At 44.1% G+C, this 21,465-nt stretch carries 17 protein-coding genes and 2 tRNA genes; 8 read left to right on the top strand and 11 right to left on the bottom strand.

The window, feature by feature from the left end:
- Positions 1 to 5: 5 nt before the first annotated feature.
- The 4 genes from DV872_RS05610 (at position 6) to rlmA (ending at position 3,347) form a co-directional block, all read left to right on the top strand.
- Positions 6 to 1,412 (top strand): hypothetical protein, encoded by a 1,407-nt coding sequence (locus DV872_RS05610; RefSeq protein ID WP_114628872.1) that lies wholly within the window; start codon positions 6 to 8, stop codon positions 1,410 to 1,412.
- Positions 1,413 to 1,481: 69 nt separating this feature from the next.
- Positions 1,482 to 2,066, top strand: coding sequence for a hypothetical protein (locus DV872_RS05605; protein WP_114628871.1), 585 nt, complete (start codon positions 1,482 to 1,484; stop codon positions 2,064 to 2,066).
- Between the two features lie 13 nt (positions 2,067 to 2,079).
- Entirely contained in the window at positions 2,080 to 2,475 is a 396-nt protein-coding gene (locus DV872_RS05600) for a hypothetical protein (protein WP_114628870.1), read from the top strand.
- A 56-nt stretch (positions 2,476 to 2,531) separates the two neighbouring features.
- Entirely contained in the window at positions 2,532 to 3,347 is an 816-nt protein-coding gene (gene rlmA / locus DV872_RS05595) for a 23S rRNA (guanine(745)-N(1))-methyltransferase (protein ID WP_114628958.1), read from the top strand.
- 84 nt (positions 3,348 to 3,431) lie between these two features.
- Here rlmA and DV872_RS05590 read toward each other — a convergent pair whose 3' ends face one another.
- Positions 3,432 to 5,021 carry a SulP family inorganic anion transporter gene (locus DV872_RS05590; RefSeq protein WP_114628869.1) on the bottom strand — a complete coding sequence of 530 codons (1,590 nt, stop codon included), beginning with the start codon at positions 5,019 to 5,021 and terminating at the stop codon, positions 3,432 to 3,434.
- 319 nt (positions 5,022 to 5,340) lie between these two features.
- Between DV872_RS05590 and DV872_RS05585 the strand changes: the two genes are divergently transcribed.
- A complete protein-coding gene (locus DV872_RS05585) occupies positions 5,341 to 6,723 on the top strand; it encodes a DUF1295 domain-containing protein (RefSeq protein WP_114628868.1) in 1,383 nt (460 codons plus the stop codon).
- Positions 6,724 to 6,892: 169 nt separating this feature from the next.
- Here DV872_RS05585 and guaA read toward each other — a convergent pair whose 3' ends face one another.
- Genes guaA through DV872_RS05565 form a run of 4 tightly spaced genes read right to left on the bottom strand, consistent with a single transcriptional unit; the run spans position 6,893 to position 12,560 of the window.
- Positions 6,893 to 8,446 (bottom strand): glutamine-hydrolyzing GMP synthase, encoded by a 1,554-nt coding sequence (guaA, locus tag DV872_RS05580; protein WP_114628867.1) that lies wholly within the window; start codon positions 8,444 to 8,446, stop codon positions 6,893 to 6,895.
- Positions 8,431 to 9,660, bottom strand: a complete 1,230-nt coding sequence (locus tag DV872_RS05575; RefSeq protein ID WP_114628866.1) for an adenylosuccinate synthetase — start codon at positions 9,658 to 9,660, stop codon at positions 8,431 to 8,433. Before DV872_RS05575 ends, guaA begins: the two co-directional genes overlap by 16 nt.
- A 30-nt stretch (positions 9,661 to 9,690) precedes the next feature.
- The gene (gene guaB, locus DV872_RS05570) at positions 9,691 to 11,130 is read right to left on the bottom strand and encodes an IMP dehydrogenase (RefSeq protein WP_114628865.1); all 1,440 of its coding nucleotides are present in this window, start codon (positions 11,128 to 11,130) and stop codon (positions 9,691 to 9,693) included.
- Positions 11,127 to 12,560 carry a lyase family protein gene (locus DV872_RS05565; RefSeq protein WP_114628864.1) on the bottom strand — a complete coding sequence of 478 codons (1,434 nt, stop codon included), beginning with the start codon at positions 12,558 to 12,560 and terminating at the stop codon, positions 11,127 to 11,129. Before DV872_RS05565 ends, guaB begins: the two co-directional genes overlap by 4 nt.
- Positions 12,561 to 12,732: 172 nt before the next feature.
- Here DV872_RS05565 and DV872_RS05560 point away from each other — a divergent pair.
- Both DV872_RS05560 and DV872_RS05555 read left to right on the top strand, forming a co-directional pair.
- Positions 12,733 to 12,804, top strand: a tRNA-Gly gene (locus DV872_RS05560).
- Positions 12,805 to 12,859: 55 nt separating this feature from the next.
- A tRNA-Gly gene (locus tag DV872_RS05555) sits at positions 12,860 to 12,931 on the top strand.
- Between the two features lie 264 nt (positions 12,932 to 13,195).
- On the opposite strand, the gene DV872_RS05550 is transcribed toward DV872_RS05555, so the two are convergent.
- The 6 genes from DV872_RS05550 to DV872_RS05525 form a co-directional block, all read right to left on the bottom strand.
- Positions 13,196 to 13,798 carry a GNAT family N-acetyltransferase gene (locus DV872_RS05550; protein ID WP_114628863.1) on the bottom strand — a complete coding sequence of 201 codons (603 nt, stop codon included), beginning with the start codon at positions 13,796 to 13,798 and terminating at the stop codon, positions 13,196 to 13,198.
- Positions 13,795 to 15,558 (bottom strand): FAD-binding oxidoreductase, encoded by a 1,764-nt coding sequence (locus tag DV872_RS05545; RefSeq protein WP_114628862.1) that lies wholly within the window; start codon positions 15,556 to 15,558, stop codon positions 13,795 to 13,797. Before DV872_RS05545 ends, DV872_RS05550 begins: the two co-directional genes overlap by 4 nt.
- A 72-nt stretch (positions 15,559 to 15,630) precedes the next feature.
- Positions 15,631 to 17,178, bottom strand: coding sequence for an FGGY-family carbohydrate kinase (locus DV872_RS05540; protein ID WP_114628861.1), 1,548 nt, complete (start codon positions 17,176 to 17,178; stop codon positions 15,631 to 15,633).
- A 12-nt stretch (positions 17,179 to 17,190) separates the two neighbouring features.
- The gene (locus DV872_RS05535) at positions 17,191 to 17,589 is read right to left on the bottom strand and encodes a DUF1667 domain-containing protein (protein ID WP_114628860.1); all 399 of its coding nucleotides are present in this window, start codon (positions 17,587 to 17,589) and stop codon (positions 17,191 to 17,193) included.
- A complete protein-coding gene (locus DV872_RS05530; protein WP_114628859.1) occupies positions 17,586 to 18,848 on the bottom strand; it encodes an NAD(P)/FAD-dependent oxidoreductase in 1,263 nt (420 codons plus the stop codon). The genes DV872_RS05535 and DV872_RS05530 overlap by 4 nt, the downstream gene beginning before the upstream one ends.
- Complete coding sequence (locus tag DV872_RS05525; RefSeq protein WP_370446650.1) at positions 18,838 to 20,592, bottom strand: NAD(P)/FAD-dependent oxidoreductase; 1,755 nt, start codon at positions 20,590 to 20,592, stop codon at positions 18,838 to 18,840. The genes DV872_RS05530 and DV872_RS05525 overlap by 11 nt, the downstream gene beginning before the upstream one ends.
- 121 nt (positions 20,593 to 20,713) lie before the next feature.
- On the opposite strand from DV872_RS05525, the gene DV872_RS05520 reads away from it, so the two are divergent.
- Positions 20,714 to 21,436 carry a FadR/GntR family transcriptional regulator gene (locus DV872_RS05520; protein WP_114628858.1) on the top strand — a complete coding sequence of 241 codons (723 nt, stop codon included), beginning with the start codon at positions 20,714 to 20,716 and terminating at the stop codon, positions 21,434 to 21,436.
- Positions 21,437 to 21,465: the final 29 nt, after the last annotated feature.

Below are 21,465 nucleotides of genomic sequence, written 5' to 3'. Positions count from 1 at the left end.
AAATCATGAAACGTCTGCTGATGCTACTCATAACCATATTACTCCTGATGTCCTGCAGGGATATGATGAATTTCATCTCCGAAAGCGATAGTGAAAATGCCTATCTCGATGATCTTTTCGGTCCTGATGATCCCCCTTCTCTCAAATCGCCGGATGAATTCCGGGCATCCAGGGCCGGATATCCGGATAAGATTCTCCTTCAGTGGGACAGTAGCAAAGGCGCTGACTATTACGAACTGGAAAAGGGTGACCTGAAAGAGGGGCCATTCACCGACATGGGAATAAAGATCTATGGAAACAGCTTTGAGGACAGAGCCGTTGAAAATGGAGAAAAACCGTGGTACCGTCTGCGTGCCTATTCCCGGAGTCTGGACCTTTACAGTCCCTACAGCGAAGCCGTCTGCGGGTACCTTCTTTCAACTCCTGGTGCTGTCAAAGCCTCCAAGGGTGCATCCACACAGAATATCCTACTTGTATGGGAGGAGGTCTCAGGAGCTTCCGGATATGATATCTATAGAAGTACCGATAAGGTGGCTCCCAATAATCCCTATAAGAGTGTCTCCGGAATAGAAAGTTCATACCTGTTCACCATCTCAGAATCCAATCAGGGTGTGGAATTCTATTTCTGGGTCCGCAGCAGGAACTCACAGGGTTCCTGCAGTGAGTTCAGTTCCTACAGCATGGGATTTGCCCTCTGTGAGGGTGCGCCGCCCCGACCGGAAAACCTGACAGCCCAACAGGGGGCCTCCAGGGACAGCATCAAACTCAGCTGGACCGAACCGGAAGCCGATTTTTTCTATGTCTACCGATGGAGTGATTACAACTCCCAGGAGGAGAACATCACTCCCGGCGGCCTGAGTGAGACGACATACACAGACAGTGATACTGATGCCCTTCGAAGCGGTGCCCGTTATTACTACTCCATCCAGGGTGTTAAAAAGGATGAGGCAGAACCAGCAGTTCATTATAAGGGAGCCTTCAGTGAAACTGCAGAGGGCTACCTTCTCAGTCCTCCCTCTGATCTCGGAAGCCATTGGCGCAGCGGAGGAGTAGACCTGTCCTGGAGCGGAGTTCCCGGTGCATTCACCCCCGATGAAATCATGAATCATAAGGACTGGTCCTACAGAATTGAGTATGCCGGTTCCGCATCGGGTTCATTTTCGGCATTGACAACCATTTCAGTTGGAGAAACTGACAGTGCCGGAAAAGTGTCCTATCGCCATCTGGGGGCTTCGGCTCCAATATTCTATCGTATTGTCACCCAGAACGGCATGGGAGCTGAAAGCACTCCCAGTTCTGTGGATGAACCTGTGACCGGAGCCGTAGGAAATCTTTCGGCCGGGCAGAACAGCCCCCCCGGGGGAGGAGAATCTGCCAACACTTCGGGTGTTTACCCCGTTCATTTGAGCTGAAGCGAACCATCGGGAGCAGAAAGCTACCGTGTAGAGCGGGCCAGTAAGGAAAATGGAAGATTCTATCCATTGGGAGAAACAAGTGATTCCTCCTATATAGACAGCAGCTCTTCCCTGGAGCCTGGTACACACTACTACTACCGTGTGATTCCTCTGAACAGCCTGGGCAAGGAAGGGGATGTGAGCATCAAGGCAGCGGGATACGGAGCTCTCAGCGATACGGTTTTTCTGAAAGAGTACAATGAAAACGCGATACTGAGCTCCCAGAAGAAACTCACCCTTATGCACAAGGGCGGATTGGATGCCCTGGGCAGTGAAACCAAAAACGGCAGGGTTTCGGGAACCTTGTATTACAACGCTTCCGGAGGTCTCGGCGGGGCCGAAGTCATCATGAAATACACAGCTTACTGTGATATCTTCGATAATATCGGAAACCCTTATTTTGTTATTGGAGGCAATTCTGATACGATCATTACGAGTGTTACCAGTCAGAACGGTAAGATGCGTGGAACCATAGATATTGAGGGGATGTATCCGGCGAAGGTCTATTATGACAGAATTGATATCAGAGGAGGAGCCGCCGGGGGTGGAAGCTACGGGGTGGAACAGAGAGGAAGGTCCCGTAGTGAATTAGACTGGACTCTGCTGAACTGACAGGAAGGATAAGATGAAAAAAATATATATACTGATTCTATTGATGAGCAGCCTTCTCTTTATGGGATGCGAAAAGATTGACGGCATGCTGCATCCCAACAAAATTGCAGGCAACTGGTATGGATATGACAGGGATGGTGCGGAGCTTTCGGCGGAATTGTCCATAACTGAATCCGATACATTTAAGGCGACATTTCATCACGGTGATGAAGCAATCAGCGTTTCGGGCTCCTATTCTCACACTGCACAGGGAACATTCATGTTCAGCGATGATGAGTACGGCGCCGTAATCTTTCAATATGACGGCATCATCTCAGCCTGTCAGTATGTTGTGACTTCCAGCTCACTAGAACTGAGGAACTGGAAGGACGCAGATGGCAGTCTGAGGACTCTGAGCCTTTTTCGCTGATCCGACATTGACTATGATAGGAAATATGAGTCTAATAAATCTCATTGGTATATGTTGTGAATAATTTTATCTGTCCCCTTTGTAAAGAAAGCCTTGAGCTAAGAAACAGATCTCTTTTCTGCGAGAACAGGCACTGCTTCGATCTTGCAAAGGAAGGTTATGTGAATCTTCTGCCTGTAAATTCTAAAAAATCAAAAGATCCCGGTGATAATTCTAAAATGATGGCAGCAAGAAGATCCTTTCTTGAATCAGGACATTATAAACCTCTGGCCGACAAACTAGTCGAAATTATTGAGAACATACCCGGCCATGAGGAGATGACAATTCTGGATATCGGCTGTGGTGAAGGATATTACACAGGTCATCTAAAAGATCATATTCAATCATTAAATATGCTGGGCCTGGATATCTCTAAAGTTGCTGTAAGGTATGCTTCAAAAAAATATAGAGATGTGAATTTCTGTGTAGCCAGTGCTTTTGATCTGCCTGTTGCTGACTCAGCCATCGATATCATTTTGAGAGTATTTGCTCCCTCATCAGTTTCTGAACTGCATCGTGTTGTTAAAAATGGCAGATACTTCATTGCAGTAATACCCGGAGAGAGGCATCTCTATCAATTACGGGACATAATATATAGTGATGTCCATATTGATTTAAATGAGCCTGCTGCATTAGATGGATTTGATGTGCAAGAATCAATTAAACTTAAATATTCACTGAACTTAAGTGATTTTGAGACTGTCATGCTTCTTCTGGATATGACGCCTTTTGGATGGAAAATCACTGAAAGTAAAAAAGAACAGCTTCGTAAAATGGAAAGCTTTACGATTGATTGTGATTTTCATATTGAAATATTTAAGAAGGTCAAATAGTTAGAAAGTCTCTATGATTATAAATAAAAAAAGAGATTGTCCGGCTTTCGGATCAATCTCTTTTTTATTTAAGATGTAGAAAATCTAAGCCAGGCTGTTCTCGGCCAGATGATGCCATTCCAGACCTTCAATCTCTGTAATTTCAACAATTCCTTCTGCCTTGTTTAAGAGCAGACGGCACTCATGACTGAGGTTGAGAATATGGAGTTTCTTATTCAATGAAGAATATTTTTCTGTAATGAAGTTCAACGCTTCCAGACCGGAGTGATCATGGACTCTGGAGTTTTTGAAATCAATTACAACTCGATCAGGATCTTCATTGAATCTGAAAATCTCCTTGAAAGACATGACAGATCCAAAAAAGAGTGCTCCATCGAGTGTATAAATTTTTGTACCACTTTCATCAACTCTCTCCTGAGCATCAATCTTCTTACCCTTTTTCCAAGCGAAAACAAGAGCAGAAAAGATAATACCCACTGCAACTGCAATCGCAAGGTCAACTGTAACAGTAATCAATGATACCAGAATGATAACCAGAGCATCTGATTTTGGGATCTGCTTCAAGACACGAAAACTGGACCATTCGAAAGTACCGAAAGCAACCATAAACATAACTCCTACCAAGGCGGCAAGAGGTATATTTTCTATCAGAGGAGCTCCGAAAAGAATAAAACAAAGGAGAGCGACGGCGGCTGTAATACCTGAAGTTCGTCCCCTTCCACCAGCTTTGATATTGATAACAGACTGACCGATCATGGCACAGCCTCCCATTCCACCGAAGAAACCATTTAAAATATTAGCCACTCCCTGTCCGATACATTCACGGTTACCGCGGCCACGGGTATCTGTCATCTCATCAACAAGAGACAGAGTCATCAATGACTCAATCAGTCCGACAGAAGCTGCCAGGAGGGAATATGGCAAAATGACTTTAAGAGCATCCAGATTCAAAGGAATTTTTGGAATAGAAAAACCTGGAAGTGATGCAGCAAGAGTCAATCGTGCAGGATCTTTTTCCTGAACGAAGTCAAGAACATTAAATACTGGAAACCCGGCTTTATTCAGAATAATTGAGAGAATACTGACAACGATGATAGCGGCCAGGGTAGCAGGGACAGCTTTTGTCAACTTGGGCAGAAAATAACTGATAGCCATGGTTAGAGCAATCAGGAGACCCATGACAATCAATATCAGGGCTTTAGCCCCGAATGTATCCTGATGACCTGTCATAAACATCTCAAACTGTGAGCGGAAAATGATAATAGCCAATCCGTTAACAAATCCCAGCATAACCGGATGGGGAACAAGACGGATGAATTTACCGAGTTTCAGAACACCGAAGAGGACTTGTATCAAACCCATAAGAATTACAGCGGCAAAAAGGTAGCCAAGGGCTGATTCCATCCCTCCAGCTGCCACCTGGCTTCTGATAAGGGGAGCAAAGATCACTGCCACTGCTCCGGTGGCACCGGAAATCATCCCGGGACGGCCACCTATAATGGCTGTGACCAGACCCATCATGAAAGCGGCATATAAACCGATAGTGGGATCAATCCCCACAATAAAAGCAAAAGCAATAGCCTCAGGAACAAGCGCCAGAGCGACTGTAATTCCTGATAGTAAATCATTTTTAAGATTCCGAGGTCCTTCAATATTCAAAGAAGATAATGTCATTCATAGTCCTATATTAAAATTTGAATATGCAAATTATCAACAATCAAGCAAAATAACAATAGAGATTGATGCTTTTCCTTATGATATGAAGAATTATTTAAATCAGACATAAAAAGGATCAGGAATTGTTCAGAGCTTCTCCTTTTGAAAACACTATTATGATTTTTAAATTTTAAAAATATTTATTAAGAATTTGGTCAGATATAAATAAAAAGATTATAATGTCTTACACTTATTCATTTATTTCATGAATATCTGTAGAGAGTGAACACAGACCTGGTATCCGGAATTCCGGGAAATATCCAATGGGGGAATTTACATGCTTAAATACATACGCGGCTCAAAACGAAAATCTCTGTGGCTTGTAACAGTAATCTATATTCTGGCACTCACAGCTGGATACTTTATTTTCAGATCTCTCCCTGAATCCTTATCTCTTCTATCCAGAACTCTTATTGCAGATTGTGCGGTCACCATTCTGATCTTTATAAGCAGCCTGGCAGTCAATAATTCAAGCATGTACGATCCATACTGGAGCGTGATCCCGCCCTTTCTCTTTTTCCTCTGGTATATGGAAGGCCCTTTCAGAGGAATACTGAGCTCTAGATATATTGCCCTCTTTACTGTATGTACACTCTGGGCACTTCGTCTGACTCTGAACTGGGCCATAGACTGGCCCGGACTTAATCATGAAGACTGGCGCTATAAAGATTTCAGAATGAAATTTAAAAAACTCTTCTGGCCCATCAGTTTTCTGGCCATTCATCTCTTTCCTACTCTGATTGTATTCCTTGCCTCAATTCCAGCCTACCTTGTGCTGACAGGATCAAACAGAGCTTTGAATGTCTTTGATTTCATCGCCATGTCGGCAGGTCTGACGGCAGTCTATTTTCAGCTGAAAAGTGATGGTGAGATGCGTATACACAGAAGAAGTGAAGAACGCTTCAACCCCATGACAAAGGGTTTGTGGAGCCTTAGCCGCCATCCCAATTACTTTGGTGAGATCCTGTTCTGGATCAGTATATTCCTATTTGTAGTAGCTGCTGCCCCCCTGCAGTACTGGAGTGCTCTGGGTGCCGTCGGGATGGTTCTGCTTTTCACCCTCTATTCAATACCTGTCATGGAGGCTAGACAGCTCAACAGAAGAAGTGGTTATAAAGCTGTACAGCTGAGTATTTCTGAATTGATTCCTATGAAAACTAAGATTGATCCTCTCCCGGGTAAAAAACTGATGGATCGTAGAAAGGATATTTTTTATGTTGTGATCTTTATGCTTTTTACCTGTACATCCTTTGTCACAGACTCTCTTAACGGTTTTCAGCAGATTTTAAGCCCTGACAGCTCAAGTCCTGTAGAGCAGATTATATATCAGACTTATGCAGTCAAGGCCGATCCCAATCTGATAATAAATCCGCCTGTTGTTCGAATCGGTGCGTTTATATCGGCTGTTATCTGGGGACCCTTATATATTTTCTTTGTAATCTGTTTTATCAGAGGATGGAATTTAATAAGAAACTTTGGACTCATATACGGAGGGGCACTAAGTTCAACAATGATCATCTATATAGCCGATGGATTGTTTGGTGTTAATGCATCACCATCACCGCTCTTCTTCTTTGCAGTGAATATCATGTACTTTCTCGTACCTTTCTCAATGATCATCAGGATGTGGAGGCCCAGACCCTTCGGACACAACCACTGATCTACAGCTGGCAGCTTTGGACTGAAAAACTGATGCTGCCGGTTTAATTTCTGAACAAATAAATAGGCTGCTCCTTGAGGTGAATCCATAAAATTGGACAAAAATCCAACAGATGGGGCTCAAATCACTGAGAGCAGCCATACTTTATTCAAATATAATTATTCTGTATTTATTCCCACTCGATAGTGGCAGGTGGTTTAGATGAAATATCATATACAACCCGTCCTATCTCAGGGACTTCATTGGTAATTTTTGAAGAGATCTCCAGTAAATCCTTAGTGGGGAAGTCATAAACATCCGCTGTCATCCCATCATGAGACACCACAGCCCTCAGGGCCAGTACAAAACCATATTCCCTTGCATCTCCTGTAACACCCACTGAGCGAACAGGAAGAAGCACTGAAAAAGCCTGCCAGATCTTATCGTAAAGATCCCGTTTCTTCAGCTCTGTAATATAGATATAATCTGCATCTCTCAGGATGCGGCATTTTTCTTCTGAAACATCACCGATAATCCTGATTCCAAGTCCGGGACCGGGAAAGGGATGACGGAAAACAATGTCTTTTGAAATTCCCAGTTTAACACCGAGCCTACGGACTTCATCTTTGTAGAGCATATCCAGAGGCTCAACAATCAGACCTGCCTGACGCTTGGCTTCAACAAGGGGAGAGCCGACATTATGATGACTCTTGATGACATTTGCCTTATTCCCTACACCCTTGCCTGATTCAATCAGGTCGGTATAGAGAGTACCCTGTGCCAGGTAGTATTCACCTGAAATATGTTTCTCTATCTCCTCTTCCTGTACATGAATAAAGCGATCACCGATAATCTTTCTTTTCTTCTCGGGATCTTCTACACCCTTTAAAGGATCAAGAAAACGGTCCCTTGCATCAATAAGATGAAGATGAGTAGCACCAAGTTTTTTCAGGTTTATGGCAACTTCTTCGGATTCACCCTTTCTCATCATCCCCGTATCGATATACATCAGGTATACCTGTTCGGGATCGAGGATATTAAGGAGAAGTCCACCGGCAACTGTAGAATCCACACCGCCGGAAATAAGAAGGAGAACCTTTGATTTTCCAACCTGCGTACGTACCCGTTCTGAAATCTGTTCCATAAAGAGATCCAGAGTCCAGTCCTTAGCAGCGCCGCAGATCCGGCAGCAGAAGTTCTCCAGAATATCATTCCCGTTATCACAGTGAGTAACTTCGGGATGAAACTGGATACCGTAAAAATTCTTTTCCCTGTTTGCTGCAATTGCAGGAAGATGATTTTCCGACTCACCGATCATTTTGAAACCGGGAGCCAGGTTTTCAATACTGTCGCCATGGCTCATCCAGGAAAGAAAATTATCAGGAATTCCTGCAGTTAATTCAGATTCTTCCAGAAAGTGAACCTTGGAACGTCCATATTCCTTGGTTTCCATGGGTTTAACCTCTCCACCAAAGTGGTAGGTCATTCTCTGAAAACCATAACAGATTCCCAACAGGGGCAATCCCAATTCAAATATTCTGGGATCGGGAGCGGGAGCTCCATCTTCATAAACAGAATAGGGAGATCCTGAAAGGATTATACCTTTCACATCAGGAGTAACAATTTCATCTGTCAGTTCAATGTCACCGTGTACGATCTCAGAAAAAACTCCGAAATCACGGATTCTGCGACCGATAAGCTGACAAGTCTGTCCTCCAAAGTCCAGGATCAGGATTTTGTCCACGCAGGCTCCTTCATAAATGTTTCATCTCTAAGGGGACCGACCGAATAACCGGCAACAGGTACCCCTGTGTATTCTTCAATAAAAGCAATGACTTTCTTAGCACCTTCTGGAATCTCATCCCAGTTGCGTGCATCACCGACTTTTCCTTCCCAACCGGGAAGTTCTTTCAGTATAGGTTTAACTTTTTCAAGATCTGTAGTCAGAGAAGGAAAATCTGTAACTTCTTTTCCGTCAATTTCATAGGCAGTACAAATAGATAATGTTTCAAATCCGTCGTACAGATTAAGGTGTGACAGGATAAACCCATCCAGACCGTTTACCCAGCCTGCATACTTGAGTGCTACGAGGTCAAGATAACCGATTCGTCTCGGTCTTCCTGTTGTAGCTCCATACTCATGGCCCAGTTCTCTGAGATTATTTCCCAGAACAAGATCATCACCCTCCAGCATTTCTGTGGGCATGGGACCATTACCGACTCGTGTCTGGTATGCTTTGAAAACACCCAGAACCTTATCGATAAATCTGAATCCCATGGAAGAGCCTAATGCGGCACCGGCACTTGTAGAAATACCGGATGAAACATAGGGATATGTTCCGTGATCAAGATCCAGAAGAGCTCCCTGAGCACCTTCGAGGAGGATATTCCTATCTTTATTAGCCATCATGAATCCGGCCATATTTACTTTCATAGAACTCAGTCTTTCTTTAAAAGGGCTGAGCCATTCTTGATCTGATGCATCCAGGGCGTCCCAGACCATATCATCCCACAGATCCGCGACACGGATACCGTCTCTATAGGCTTTACGACCATAAGCAATTCCAATTCCACGCCCTGTAGTTCCAATGGGACGAGGACGCTTGGGGTCCATTTCAATATCTTCTTTCTTGTAAGAAGGAAGTACAAGATGAGCTCGGTCAGAAACAAAAACACGGCCTTCCCAGGAAACTCCCTGAGATTTAATCTGTGCAAGCTCTTCAAAAAGAGACTCGGGATCAATAACCATTCCATTTCCAAGGACCACATTTTTTCCAGGATAAATTATTCCTGCAGGTACAAGGTGAAGCTTAAAAGTTTTATTATCTACCTTGATAGTGTGTCCCGCATTGGCACCTCCCGAGAATCTGACAACCAGATCAGCATCTTCGGCAAGGTAATCAACCATTTTCCCTTTGCCTTCGTCACCCCATTGAGCACCGATAACAACAAGTTTCATTTATACTTCCTTAAAGTTTGGTAGCCGATCTTAATATCGTGAGTAATTGGGAGCTTCCTGGGTTATGTTCACATCGTGAGCATGGCTCTCCCTTAGACCGGCGCTAGAGATTTTAACAAACTTTTGATATGAGCGCAATTCCTCTATAGTGCGACATCCGCAATAACCCATTCCTTTTTTGAGGCCGGTAACCAGCTGATTAAGGTATGGCTTAAGCTCGCCCTTAAATGGAACACGTCCTTCAATACCTTCAGGAACAGGTTCTTCGTCCTTCTTCATCTGGTAGCGGTCCCCGCTTCCTTCCTTGATGGCTCCTACAGATCCCATACCACGATACTGTTTGAAGATTCTTCCTTCAAAGATAACTTCCTTACCGGGAGCTTCTTTCAGACCCGCAAATAAGTTACCCACCATGATACAGCTGGCACCGGCTGCAATAGCCTTGGTGATGTCACCTGAATATTTGATACCGCCATCGGCAATTATGGGAATATTGTGTTTGGAGGCTTCTTCTGCAGATTCATAAACTGCGGAGAGTTGAGGTACACCTATACCTGCTACAATTCTTGTAGTACAGATCGATCCGGGACCTACACCGACCTTGATGGCATCACTTCCGGCCTCGATCAGTCTTCTGGCACCGTCTCCATCAGCGACATTCCCGCCGATAACCTTAATGCCGAATTCTTTTTTAATACCTTCAACAGCCCTGACAACAGAGAGGCTGTTTCCGTGAGCTGTATCCAGAACGACAAAGTCACATCCCATCTTCTGCAGAAGAGGAATACGAGTTCTATAGTCATTGGGAGAAACAGCAGCACCAACAACCAGGCTTCCTGATTCATCCAGTGCAGCAGAAGGAAAGCTTTTATGCTTTTCCATATCTGATACGGTGATAAGCCCTGTCAGGTGATCATTGTGATCAACAACAGGAAGTTTTTCAATTCTATGTTTGTCAAACTTCTCCCGGGCAGTTTCCACAGAAGGAGTACCCCTCTCCAGGATGAGATTAGTTGTCATTACATCTTCTACATTCTGAGTAAGATTTGCGCAGAATCTCATATCACGGTTTGTAATAATACCGCAAAGCTTTTTACCATCCAGTACAGGAAGTCCCGTAACTCCGGTTTCCATCATGATCTTCTCAACATCAGCAACAGTCTGTCCCTTATGGACAATCACTGGATTGGCAATAATCCAGTTGAGATAGCGCTTCACACGTTCAACCTGCCTTGCCTGCTCTTCCGGAGGAAGATTCCGATGAATAACACCCGCTCCCCCTTCCAGTGCCAGGGCAATGGCCATCTGATACTCTGTTACAGTATCCATGGCTGCTGAGATAATAGGTGCATTCAGGTAAATATTTCCAGCCAGTCTTGTTTTTACAGATGTTTCTGAAGGAAGAAAATCTGCATAGGCAGGCTGGAGCAGAACATCATCATAACTATATTTTTCTTCTAATTGAATCATTTAAGGTCTCCTTTGATTTTTGAAAGAAGCTCTGTATATTTTTTACAGAGAGTTCTGGTCTTCTCAGCTGTTTTTCCTCTATACAATGAAGGATCTGAGTAGAATTCCTCGGCATCGAGTCCGGTGACCTTTTTAAGCTGCTCTTTAATTTTTTCCCAGCTTTCCTGCTGTTCTGTCTGAAGAACTTCTTTGATAGTCTTTCCAGTTTTCTCACAGGAAAGAGTTATTTTTCTAACAATTTCATGAGCACCGTTTATGCCGGACATTGCCAGAAGAATATAAGTGGGTTCGGCAAGAACAAAGTCTCCCTGAACCGTCAGGTTCTTTCTAAGCTGTTCCTTGTTCACAGACATACCGGCAATGATTTTTTTCATTCGGGCAGTTGCCGCTGCAAATCCTGCAATAAAATCCGCCTGAAATCTTGCTGAAGCAGAATTAGAGAGGTCTCTCTGATGTTCTGAGATCTGATCCATATAGAATGACATGACTCTGGGAGAAAATGCCTTCCAGAGACTCTTCACATGCTCACAGTTCCAGGGATTTCTTTTCTGGGGCATTGTGGAAGATCCTACCTGAGTAGCCGAGAAAAACTCTCGGACTTCGTCTATTTCAGATCTCTGCAGATGTCTTAAGTCATCCGCAAGGTTGGCGATGATTCCAAATGCTGTATTGTATTCGAGAAGCAACCTTAAAAGATATTCAGGCTCCACCATCTGAGTAGAATATTCAGAAGGTTTGAGTCCCAGAAAATCAAGATATATCTCTTCCATTGCGAGAGGTTCTGAAGTGATCATGCTGGTTGCATTATATCCACCAACAGCCCCGGCGAGCTTTCCTCTCTGATTTGCCGACAGTCTCTCAATTTCAGAAATGGACTGTCCCAGTCTTGATACATATTCGGCTATTGCAAAACCGAGGGTCACAGGAACCGCATGCTGACCATGGGTTCTTCCCACCTGGGGAGTTTCCGCCTCGGCCTCGGCCATTTTGATAAGTTGTTCTTCCAGTTCAATAAGTAGAGGAAGAATGACATCTCTGGTAACATCACGCATCCGCATGGCATTGGCTGTATCCAGTATATCCACTGATGTAGCACCCATATGAACCCATGGTTTAAGATTCTCAGGAACCCTTTTGTTAATTACATTTACGAGGGCTCTGATATTATGCTGAGTTTTTTCTTCTTCTATATAGACTTCTTCGGGTGTAATGCTGCTTTCTACAGCATCAAGTGAATCGATAAGAGACTGATCTCCGAGATTCTGAAGTTTGATATGTGTTTTAAGAAGGGCCATTTCGGCTTTTACACAGTAGGCTACAGTGGCTTCTTCACTGAGTCTGTCTGACAGAGCTTCGAAAAGCTCTTTGTTCGATTGATAATAACGATGATCTAAGGGAGAGATGTTTCTATATATACTTCTATTTTCCATACAGAATATTGTCAGAATGTGTTCCTAATGTAAATAGGTCTGACAAGACCTTTTAGCTAGATTTCGCATCTTTTTTTTACGGATTTCAGAGGTTTAAAAAATTAACTGAAAAGGTATTGACCCTATAAAGTGTTTCTTGATATATTTCGCATGCCTTTAAGGCAAAGTAATTGCGTCTGTCGTATAATGGCTATTACCTCAGACTTCCAATCTGATGATGAGGGTTCGATTCCCTCCAGACGCTTACTTTTTAAAAATGTGTAATTGAATAAAGAATATTACAAAAAGTTGAATTATTTGCGTCTGTCGTATAATGGCTATTACCTCAGACTTCCAATCTGATGATGAGGGTTCGATTCCCTCCAGACGCTCTAAACAAAAAGCTGACCTTTATGGTCGGCTTTTTTGTTTATAACATGAAAAGAGGGAATCGAACCGACTGAAACGCGCCCATACCTGGGCGAAAGTGAGGCAGGCCTCTTCGTCGCTACCGAAGGTAGCAAGTAAATACTTTGCATAAAAAATTAAACAATAGAGAAAATATAACGCCAGTGAAAAGGGGTGCAAGACACATCAAACAGAGATGATTTGAGAACTGATGTAAAAGTCCGGATTAATAAATTGAAAGGTCTTTTTTAGAATGATTTCTCATAGCAGTTGAACTCATATTTGCAATCAGAAAAATGAATTTTACCCACATTTCTATATTGCAGTTTTTCAAAAAGAGAGTTCATCGCAGGATTCTGAACACAGGTATCAGATCTTAGAAAATTCAGATCCATCTCCTTTGCCCGTTGTTCTGCAAACATTATAATTTTTTTAGCCAATCCTCTGCCCTGGAATCCCGGGTTTACTGCTAATCTGTGAATAACAAGTGCCTTCTGGTCCGATTGCCGGAAAACAGTTTCATACTCAGGCGGTTCAGTTGTATTGAGGCAGACAAAAGACATTATATTGCCTGAATCATCCTGATCGACAAAAAATTCTTCTGAAGAAATATCAGCATAGAAATCCTCAAAGACCGGGTATGCTTCAGTCCATTGATCATTTCCATTTTTTTTCATATCTATGACAATATCTTTTACAATGCTGAGAATTGAATCCATATCATTTAATAGTGCTTTTCGAATCATCTTGATTAATGATATCACAATTTCAATCGATTGGAGAACACCGCCTGCAGCACCGTGACCCGACAGTCTCTGCCGGGCCGCAGCATAACTACGATTAGAGATCAATAAGCCGGATTATCCCAGGTTCTGCCTGCATACTTGGGTATACGCTTCTCATCTTCACTCATATCCAGCCCGAGGGTTCCGCCGGGATTCATAATATTGTTGGGATCAAAATAATTTTTCAATGAACGGAAGATATCCAGCTGTGCTTTTCCTATTGAGTCCTCCACCCACATTGCCGTCATCTTGCCAACTCCATGATGATGACTCATAGAAGCCCCGGCCTTCTGAATATTATCAAAGATACCAAACTGATAATCCAGATATTCTTCTTTGTCCTTAAACTTCCCGATGAAGATAAAGTAGAGGTTGGCCCCCTGTGGATAGGCATGGGAGAGATGTGTCATACAGATTGTATCAGGTCGCGACTTGGTATATTTGCGCACATATTCATGAACCCGCCCCATCATATCCCATGTAACACCGCATTCCATTGTATCGATAATGATTCCATAGTCCTGCAGAGATTCTCTCATATAGGGATCGCTGAATCTTCCATGCTCCCAGCTGGAAGTGGGATAACCTGTGAGATAGAGTCCTCCATGCCTTCGACAGATTTTCTTAACCTGCTTTGACAGATTTTTACTGAAGCCCTTCTCCCCTTCAGACCAACCAAGAAAAAGGCATCGTTCCATTGGCTTGTACCCCAGAATATTCATCATACTCTCAAGCAAGGTGCCCTCCACCTTATAGAGCTTGAGCATAACATCAGTTTCTTCAGGATCTGAGAGACGGAATACCGAGGGGTGCCCTGCTTCGGCCTGCATAATCTCCTTTCCAGCCAGGCGTGCCTGCTCCCAGTTTTTAAAAATGAAACTGAACTTTTTCCTATTCTCTTTAGTAAGGCGGAAAAATTTCAGCTTCACATTAGTGAGTACACCGAATGCCCCTTCCGAGCCCATCATGATTTCATCAATCTCGGGTCCAACTGCATGGGCAGGGAGGCCGTAGCTGCTGATGATTCCGCGGGGTGTTACATACTCCTGCCCCATAACCATATCCCGGATATTTCCATAATAGGTGGAGTTTTGCCCTGCCCCTCTGGTTACGACCCACCCTCCTACAGAGGAGTATTCAAAAGACTGGGGAAAATGGCCGCAGGTATAAGCTCTTGCCGCGCCGAACTCAGAGACTGCATTGTTAAGAACCTCTTCAAGTTTGGGTCCGGACATTCCGGCCTGCACGGTGATTGTCTGATCCGTTTCATTGAACTCAACAACCTTGTTAAAATGTGGTCTCATATCAAGGGTTAAACCGCCCTTGAATGCTTCTACGCCCCTGGTGACTGACGAACCACCGCCATAGATATACACGGGTATTTTATGTTCATTACAGTAGGGAATGATTTTTTCAATTTCCTCTTTTTCAGAAGGATAAAGTACAATATCCGGTAGATTCTCAAGAACCTTCTCTCTGAGGCGGTAAAGGTCATACATTGTCTTTCCATAAGCTACAGAGAGACGGTCATATGTTTTTATACTCATCCTGTCAGCAGGGAATACAGTAGCGAAAAAATCGATATGTCTCTGATCCATATTCGAAGGAATATCATCGGGAACCAGTTCCATTCCCTCATCTATCTTCCTTGAAAAATGATCATCATCCAGATGGAAGGTCTTTTTCATCAGCTTAAAGAGTCTCTCATTGGGCTCCTTAAATTTCTCTTTATCGCCCCACTTAAGAATCGAGCGAAAAGTGCCCGGCGTCGGCGGGACAATCTCCCACTGAGGTTTGTAATCTTTATATTTTTTTCGTTCGGCCATTATTCTCTCCTCTTAATCTGCATTGCTGTCTTGTTCTTATGTCTGGCTGATGGCTGTGATTGAATCGTTGAATCACAGATCCGGATAAGCAGTTATTTTCTGAATATCAAGATACAGATTCTGCAGCCTGGGATATATCTTTCTGTATACTTTATAGAGCCGGGTATAGAGCTCTGCATTCTCTGCTCTGGGGACAAAACACTTCTCATAAACCACCATATTTTTGACCGCTTCATCTACGGAGCTATGGAGCTCCAGAGCGCTTGCAACGAGAATGGCTGCACCAAGACCTGATGTCTCATAAGTTCTTCCCCGCAGCAGAGGCCTGTTGAAAATATCTGCCGAGATCTGACAGATAAGATCACTCTTACTCGCCCCACCGGAAACAGCTACTTTCTTACATCGGAAATGCCCTCTTTTCTCCAGGGTCTCAAGTCCGTCACGAAGTGCATATCCCAGTCCCTCAACGGTAGCTCTATAGATGGAACTTCGTGTATGCACATCTCCAAAGCCGATCATAGACCCCTTGGCAAGGGGATCTTTCAGGCTGGGCCCCCAGTAAGGCTGAACCATCAGTCCCCGGCATCCGGGAGGATCTGCATCCAGGAGTTTATCAAGCAGCTCCTCGGGAAGAACACCCTGCCTGACTGCTTCTTCTGTCTCTTTCTGGCCAAGTTCATCTCTGAACCAGCTGATCATCCAGTAGCCTCTGAATATCTCCACTTCTGGAACCCAGGCTCCGGGGTATGCCGAACAATAGGCCGGCAGAAAAGGGAGTGGTTCAAAATACTTCTTTGTGTTGACCTCCACTGTTGCTGTGGTACCGAAACTGAGAGATGCAAGGGAAGGATCAAGACATCCCATCCCCAGGGTTTCACAGCTCTTGTCACTGCCGCAGGCCACAAGGGGGATCCCCTCGGGCAGACCTGTTTCCAGGGAGGATGTTCTGTTTATATGTCCCACAATGGTACCGGGTTCAACCAGCCTGTATTTCTTGTCATCATCAATCGGGAATATTTTACTCTTCAAAGAAGATTTCCCTGACCAGCGTCTTTTTTTAAATTCCATGGGGACATGGCCTACCATGGAAGCAACAGAATCTACGGCTTCACCGCAGAGTTTATAATTCAGATAGCCCGAAACCTGTACATATTTCCATGTGCGTTTCCAGATATCAGGCTCATTCTGTTTTATCCAGTTGCTCTTACCATCACGCATGGTTTTTTTAATGACCTTGTCTTTCTTAACAATTTTATAGAGAATCTTCATAATGGGTCCGGGGGTATAGACGCTGTCAGCTTTGCGTGTATCAAGCCATGTAATGGCGGGACGCAGTGAGTTGCCATCTTTCCCAAGACAAACCATTGTATCCCGCTGGGTGGTCACACCCACACCGCCGATCTCATCAAAGAGATCCGGGTTTCTCTGTTTCATTGTCTGACAGCCCAGCACAAGGGATTCCCAGAACATCTCGGGGTTCTGTTCAGCCCACCCGGGTTTATCTGACTGGTAGGGAGCATACTCAATCTTCTCTTTATCCAGGATAACTCCTGCGGTATCAAATATCAGGGTTCTGAGGCTCTGTGTACCACAATCTACAGCAAGAATTTTATTCTTCATGTTTCATTACTCCTATACCTTTTTTTCAGAATCAACATCATTTGATTTAGCTACTTCACTATTGACAGCGCCTGTTGATATTAGATCGATTCCCGAATCAAGAAGATTCTCTGCCAGAATATCTCCAGGAATACAACTGCCCTTATGAATAATCCTCGATATAACTTTCATATAATCAGGAAAAAGTCTGAGGGGAACATCCCGGGACAGTCTAACCGCTAACCTGGGATAATCAGTACCTGAAGTTCTGACAGTTGTGGTGAGCATCCGCAGTGACTCTTTGAGCTCCTGTAGAGCATAGTCTACTCCCCGGCTGCATTGATTCTCTGTGACAGTGATATTTCCGTCTGTTTCACTGATATTCAATAGACATCCCCGTGGACAGGCGATGCAGGTCATTGTTCTTTTCATTTAGCTGCTCCCTGTATTAAACTCAATTCCAGAGCTGGTCCTGCGGGATCTATTCCTGATAAATCAACTTCCTCCCGGTGCATCTCAGAGGGCTTCAACCAGTTCATTTTTTTATTGAGGATAATATGTTCACCCTGTATCAAATGGAGCTCAGCCTTATCCATTGCTTTAGAAGGCCTGAGATAGAGTGTAACTAACCCGGCATCAGCAGTAAAAGTCTGAGGAACAACACTGTGAATATTGCCGGCAGACTCCAAACTGATTTTTTTCGCTATGCTATGATTTTTGCATCGTCCTGCTGCACTCTCACCTGCAATATGACCGCTCTCAGAAACATAATCCACAAGATCACTCACAAGAAGAGCATTACCACAGGAGAAGATTCCGGGAAAAGAAGTTTCAAGATTCTGATCCACAACAGGTCCGCCTGTTACCAGGTCCATTTTTATACCCAGAGGAGCCAGAATATCGTTTTCAGGTATCAGTCCGACACTGAGGATTAAACAGTCGCAGCTGATCTTCGCAGTGGTGTTTTCGATAAATTTCTTATTACTATCCACCTCACAGAGAGACACAGATTCCACTCTTTTTCTACCGTGAATTTCTCTGACTGACATATTCAGATGGAGGGGAATATCATAGTCTTCCAGACACTGCACAATATTCCGGGTGAGCCCTGAAGGTTCTGATCCGATTTCATAGACACCCTGCACTTCAGCACCTTCAAGGGTCAGGCGTCTTGCCATAATAAGACCAATGTCACCACTGCCAAGAATCAAACATTTTTTCCCGGGCAAAAATCCTTTAAGATTGATAAGATCCTGAGCCTGTCCTGCGGTAAAAATACCTGCAGGTCTCTCTCCATGAAGGAAAATCTGACGGTCTGTCCTTTCCCTGCAACCCATTGCCATGATAAGAGTATCAGCTTCCATCCGGAACACACCCTTTTCCGGGTTGATAAATGATAGAGCAAATACATCTTCTTCTTTTTTGATTTGTGTAAGAAAAGTGCTGCTTAAAAAATCAATAGGATTTTCCCGGACCATCTGTTCATAACGCCAGGCATATTCCGGTCCTGTCAGCTTCTCTTTAAAGCGAATCAACCCGAATCCGTCATGGATACACTGCTTGAGAATCCCCCCCATCCGCTCTTCTCTCTCTACCAGACAGACAGACACTCCCTTGTCAGATGCAGACACTGCGGCAGCCATACCTGCAGGACCTGAACCTATAATAACAACATCATATCTAAGAAGCATCTGAAACCTCCAGGGCGGAGATCTTTGTCTCAGCCACAAGAATATTCGATCCCGAACCCTTCCTGGTAATATCAATTATGGGGACATTCATCTCCCGGGCCATTGTCAATATGACTTTCGGTAGACAGAATCCACCGTGACAGCGACCGGCTCCGGCTCTCACTCTTCGTTTAATACCATCCACTGTTGCAGCCGGCACAGCCGAGTGCAGAGCATCTCTGATCTCTCCACGGGAGACTTCTTCACAGCGGCAGAGAATCTCACCGTATGCCGGATCTCTCTTTATAAGGGTATCCCTGTCAGCAGCATTCATATTTTTCACCTGAGGTATGCCATGGTGCACAGGATTGAAATCATCCCGGGGAACAATATCCACACCAGATGTTCTAAGGATATCGACGGCCATTGAAGCAACATCCACTGCTATTGCGGGGGCAGAAGCAAATCCCGGAGATTGTATTGCAGCGGCATGAACAAGATTTGCCACCTTGTCAGAAGGTTCAACAATAAAATCTTCCTCCCAACTGGCGGCTCTGACTCCAGAATAATAGTTTATTATCATGGAGGGGCTTAGTTTTGTATTCATTTCCAGCTGTTCCAGCAGCGTGGTAAACATCTCAGAATCAGTGGAATAATCCTCGCGGTCCGAAACCTCTTCGGCAGTGGGCCCAAGAAGGATATTTCCCTCCACACAGAGTACCAATCCTCCCCCTTTAGAGTGATTCTTCTTATTTGAGCTGAATGAAGGCATTCCGAGAATATGATTCTGTTCACCTTCACTGTTCCGGTCCAGGATAGCATCAGTTCCCTTTCTACCGTGAATGGAGAAAAATCGGTCATCCGCCATCTCCGCCAGTTTATCAGACCAGACTCCGGCTGCATTAATGAGCACTCCCGCCCTTAGACGGCCCCGGTTTGTTTCGATCGAACTTACTCGTCCTTCATCAAGAAATACAGAACATACCAGGGTATTAAGAAAAACCTCGGCACCGTTTGCAACAGCATTTTCAGCCAGAGCAATAGTCACCTGAAAGGGAGAAACTATACCTGTTGAAGGGAGGAGAAAGCCCCCTTTCTGCCTTTTTGTGACATTGGGTTCATGCTTTTTAACTTCTTTCTGAGAGAGGGTCCTGTAATCACCATCAACACCGTTATCCCTGCATCTTTTTTTAAAGATAGGTGGCAGTAAAAACCTCATCCACCAGTCTTTGAATAGAATAATTGTCCCCGGCCTGGTGAAGTTAAAACCAAGTTCCTCGGCCAGATTCGTATATAAGCGGTTACCCCTGGTATTGTAATGAGACTTCAATGATCCCGGCTTTGCAGCAAAACCGGGGTGAATCATTCCGTCATTCCTACCTGAAGCCTGCATCGCAAGATCCGCCTCTTTTTCAAGAACAGCTACCGTCAGCTCCAGCCGGCAGAGCTCCCTTGCTATGGCACAGCCGATCACTCCGCCCCCGACAATCACAACATCAAAAGAACGTCCTTCAAGCAGATCATCTTCGAGCTGGGGCTGACTCATACCCGGTTCATCACAACCACTGACAAGAATGTCATTGAGGACACCCTTAAACCCATGTCCAGCGGAACTCTGCCCTGCCTGAACCTTTTGCTCCCAGGAGTCAACAGAACCTTTAAGCTGTACTGACTCTCTAAACATACTGACTTTGACAGCATCGAGACCCTTCCTGCTCAGCTTTTTCCTGATTTTATTCAGTTGCTTCTCAGCATTCTTTATCAAATATGTACCTCTCCCTGATTAAGGCTGGTGGTATTACCACCAAATGATACAATAGAAAAATCCATCTGTCATCTTTTATTTCAAAATTGACAAGTCCCACACCATTCCTTACAATCGTTCCATGGATAAATCTCTGTTTAAACCCCTGAAACCAGTCAGTCTGAAGGAAGAATTCGTATACCATATGGAAGATCTCATCCTTCAGGGAAAGCTCAAGGCAGGTGAAAAACTCCCCCCCGAAAGAGAGATGGCAAAAGAATTCGGAATATCCCGGCCGGTTATCCATGAAGGGATTCTGATTCTTGAGAACAGAGGTCTTGTAACACTCAGACCAAGGCATGGTATTGTTGTGAATGACTACCGAAAGGAAGCCACACTGGACCTGCTTCTCTCCCTTATCAATAACAGTGACCATAAACTGAGTCCCAACCTTGCCAAGGACCTGGAGAATTTCCGGATCTATATGGAAAAAGGGATTGTCATCCGAATCTGTGAGAACAAGAATAAAGAGAGTGATAATAAGGGACTGAAGTATCTGAAGGAAATTAATAAACAGATGCTTAAAGCCGAAAAAGCAGAAGACCTGGCAGAACTTGATTTCCAATTTCATCTGGGATTGGGACTTTTAAGTACCAACACTCTCTTTGCCCTTCTGGTAAACACCCTTAAACCCGCACACATGGATCTACTGACCCGTTTTTATGCCTCAGAAAAAATTAAAAATCAGGTTGTAGGATATCATAACGAACTCATTAAAGCCCTGTCTGAAAGAGATTTAGAGACTGCACTCATAATGATTGAAAAGACAGATTCCTACAGCACTTACGGCAGTTATAATGATTGATTTAGCAACTGCGTTGAAATAGAATAGTA

The sequence above is a fragment of the Oceanispirochaeta sp. M1 genome (genome assembly GCF_003346715.1).
Lineage (GTDB): Bacteria > Spirochaetota > Spirochaetia > DSM-2461 > DSM-2461 > Oceanispirochaeta.
This window is presented reverse-complemented; position numbering and strand designations above follow the sequence as displayed.

Excerpts from the sequence above, each read along its gene's own strand:
- guaB (WP_114628865.1), bottom strand. The coding sequence starts at position 11,130 with ATGATTCAATTAGAAGAAAAATATAGTTATGATGATGTTCTGCTCCAG.
- DV872_RS05545 (WP_114628862.1), bottom strand. The coding sequence starts at position 15,558 with ATGGCCGAACGAAAAAAATATAAAGATTACAAACCTCAGTGGGAGATT.
- DV872_RS05520 (WP_114628858.1), top strand. The coding sequence starts at position 20,714 with ATGGATAAATCTCTGTTTAAACCCCTGAAACCAGTCAGTCTGAAGGAA.
- DV872_RS05600 (WP_114628870.1), top strand. The coding sequence starts at position 2,080 with ATGAAAAAAATATATATACTGATTCTATTGATGAGCAGCCTTCTCTTT.
- DV872_RS05575 (WP_114628866.1), bottom strand. The coding sequence starts at position 9,660 with ATGAAACTTGTTGTTATCGGTGCTCAATGGGGTGACGAAGGCAAAGGG.
- DV872_RS05540 (WP_114628861.1), bottom strand. The coding sequence starts at position 17,178 with ATGAAGAATAAAATTCTTGCTGTAGATTGTGGTACACAGAGCCTCAGA.
- DV872_RS05565 (WP_114628864.1), bottom strand. The coding sequence starts at position 12,560 with ATGGAAAATAGAAGTATATATAGAAACATCTCTCCCTTAGATCATCGT.
- DV872_RS05590 (WP_114628869.1), bottom strand. The coding sequence starts at position 5,021 with ATGACATTATCTTCTTTGAATATTGAAGGACCTCGGAATCTTAAAAAT.
- DV872_RS05530 (WP_114628859.1), bottom strand. The coding sequence starts at position 18,848 with ATGCTTCTTAGATATGATGTTGTTATTATAGGTTCAGGTCCTGCAGGT.
- DV872_RS05585 (WP_114628868.1), top strand. The coding sequence starts at position 5,341 with ATGCTTAAATACATACGCGGCTCAAAACGAAAATCTCTGTGGCTTGTA.
- DV872_RS05535 (WP_114628860.1), bottom strand. The coding sequence starts at position 17,589 with ATGAAAAGAACAATGACCTGCATCGCCTGTCCACGGGGATGTCTATTG.
- DV872_RS05610 (WP_114628872.1), top strand. The coding sequence starts at position 6 with ATGAAACGTCTGCTGATGCTACTCATAACCATATTACTCCTGATGTCC.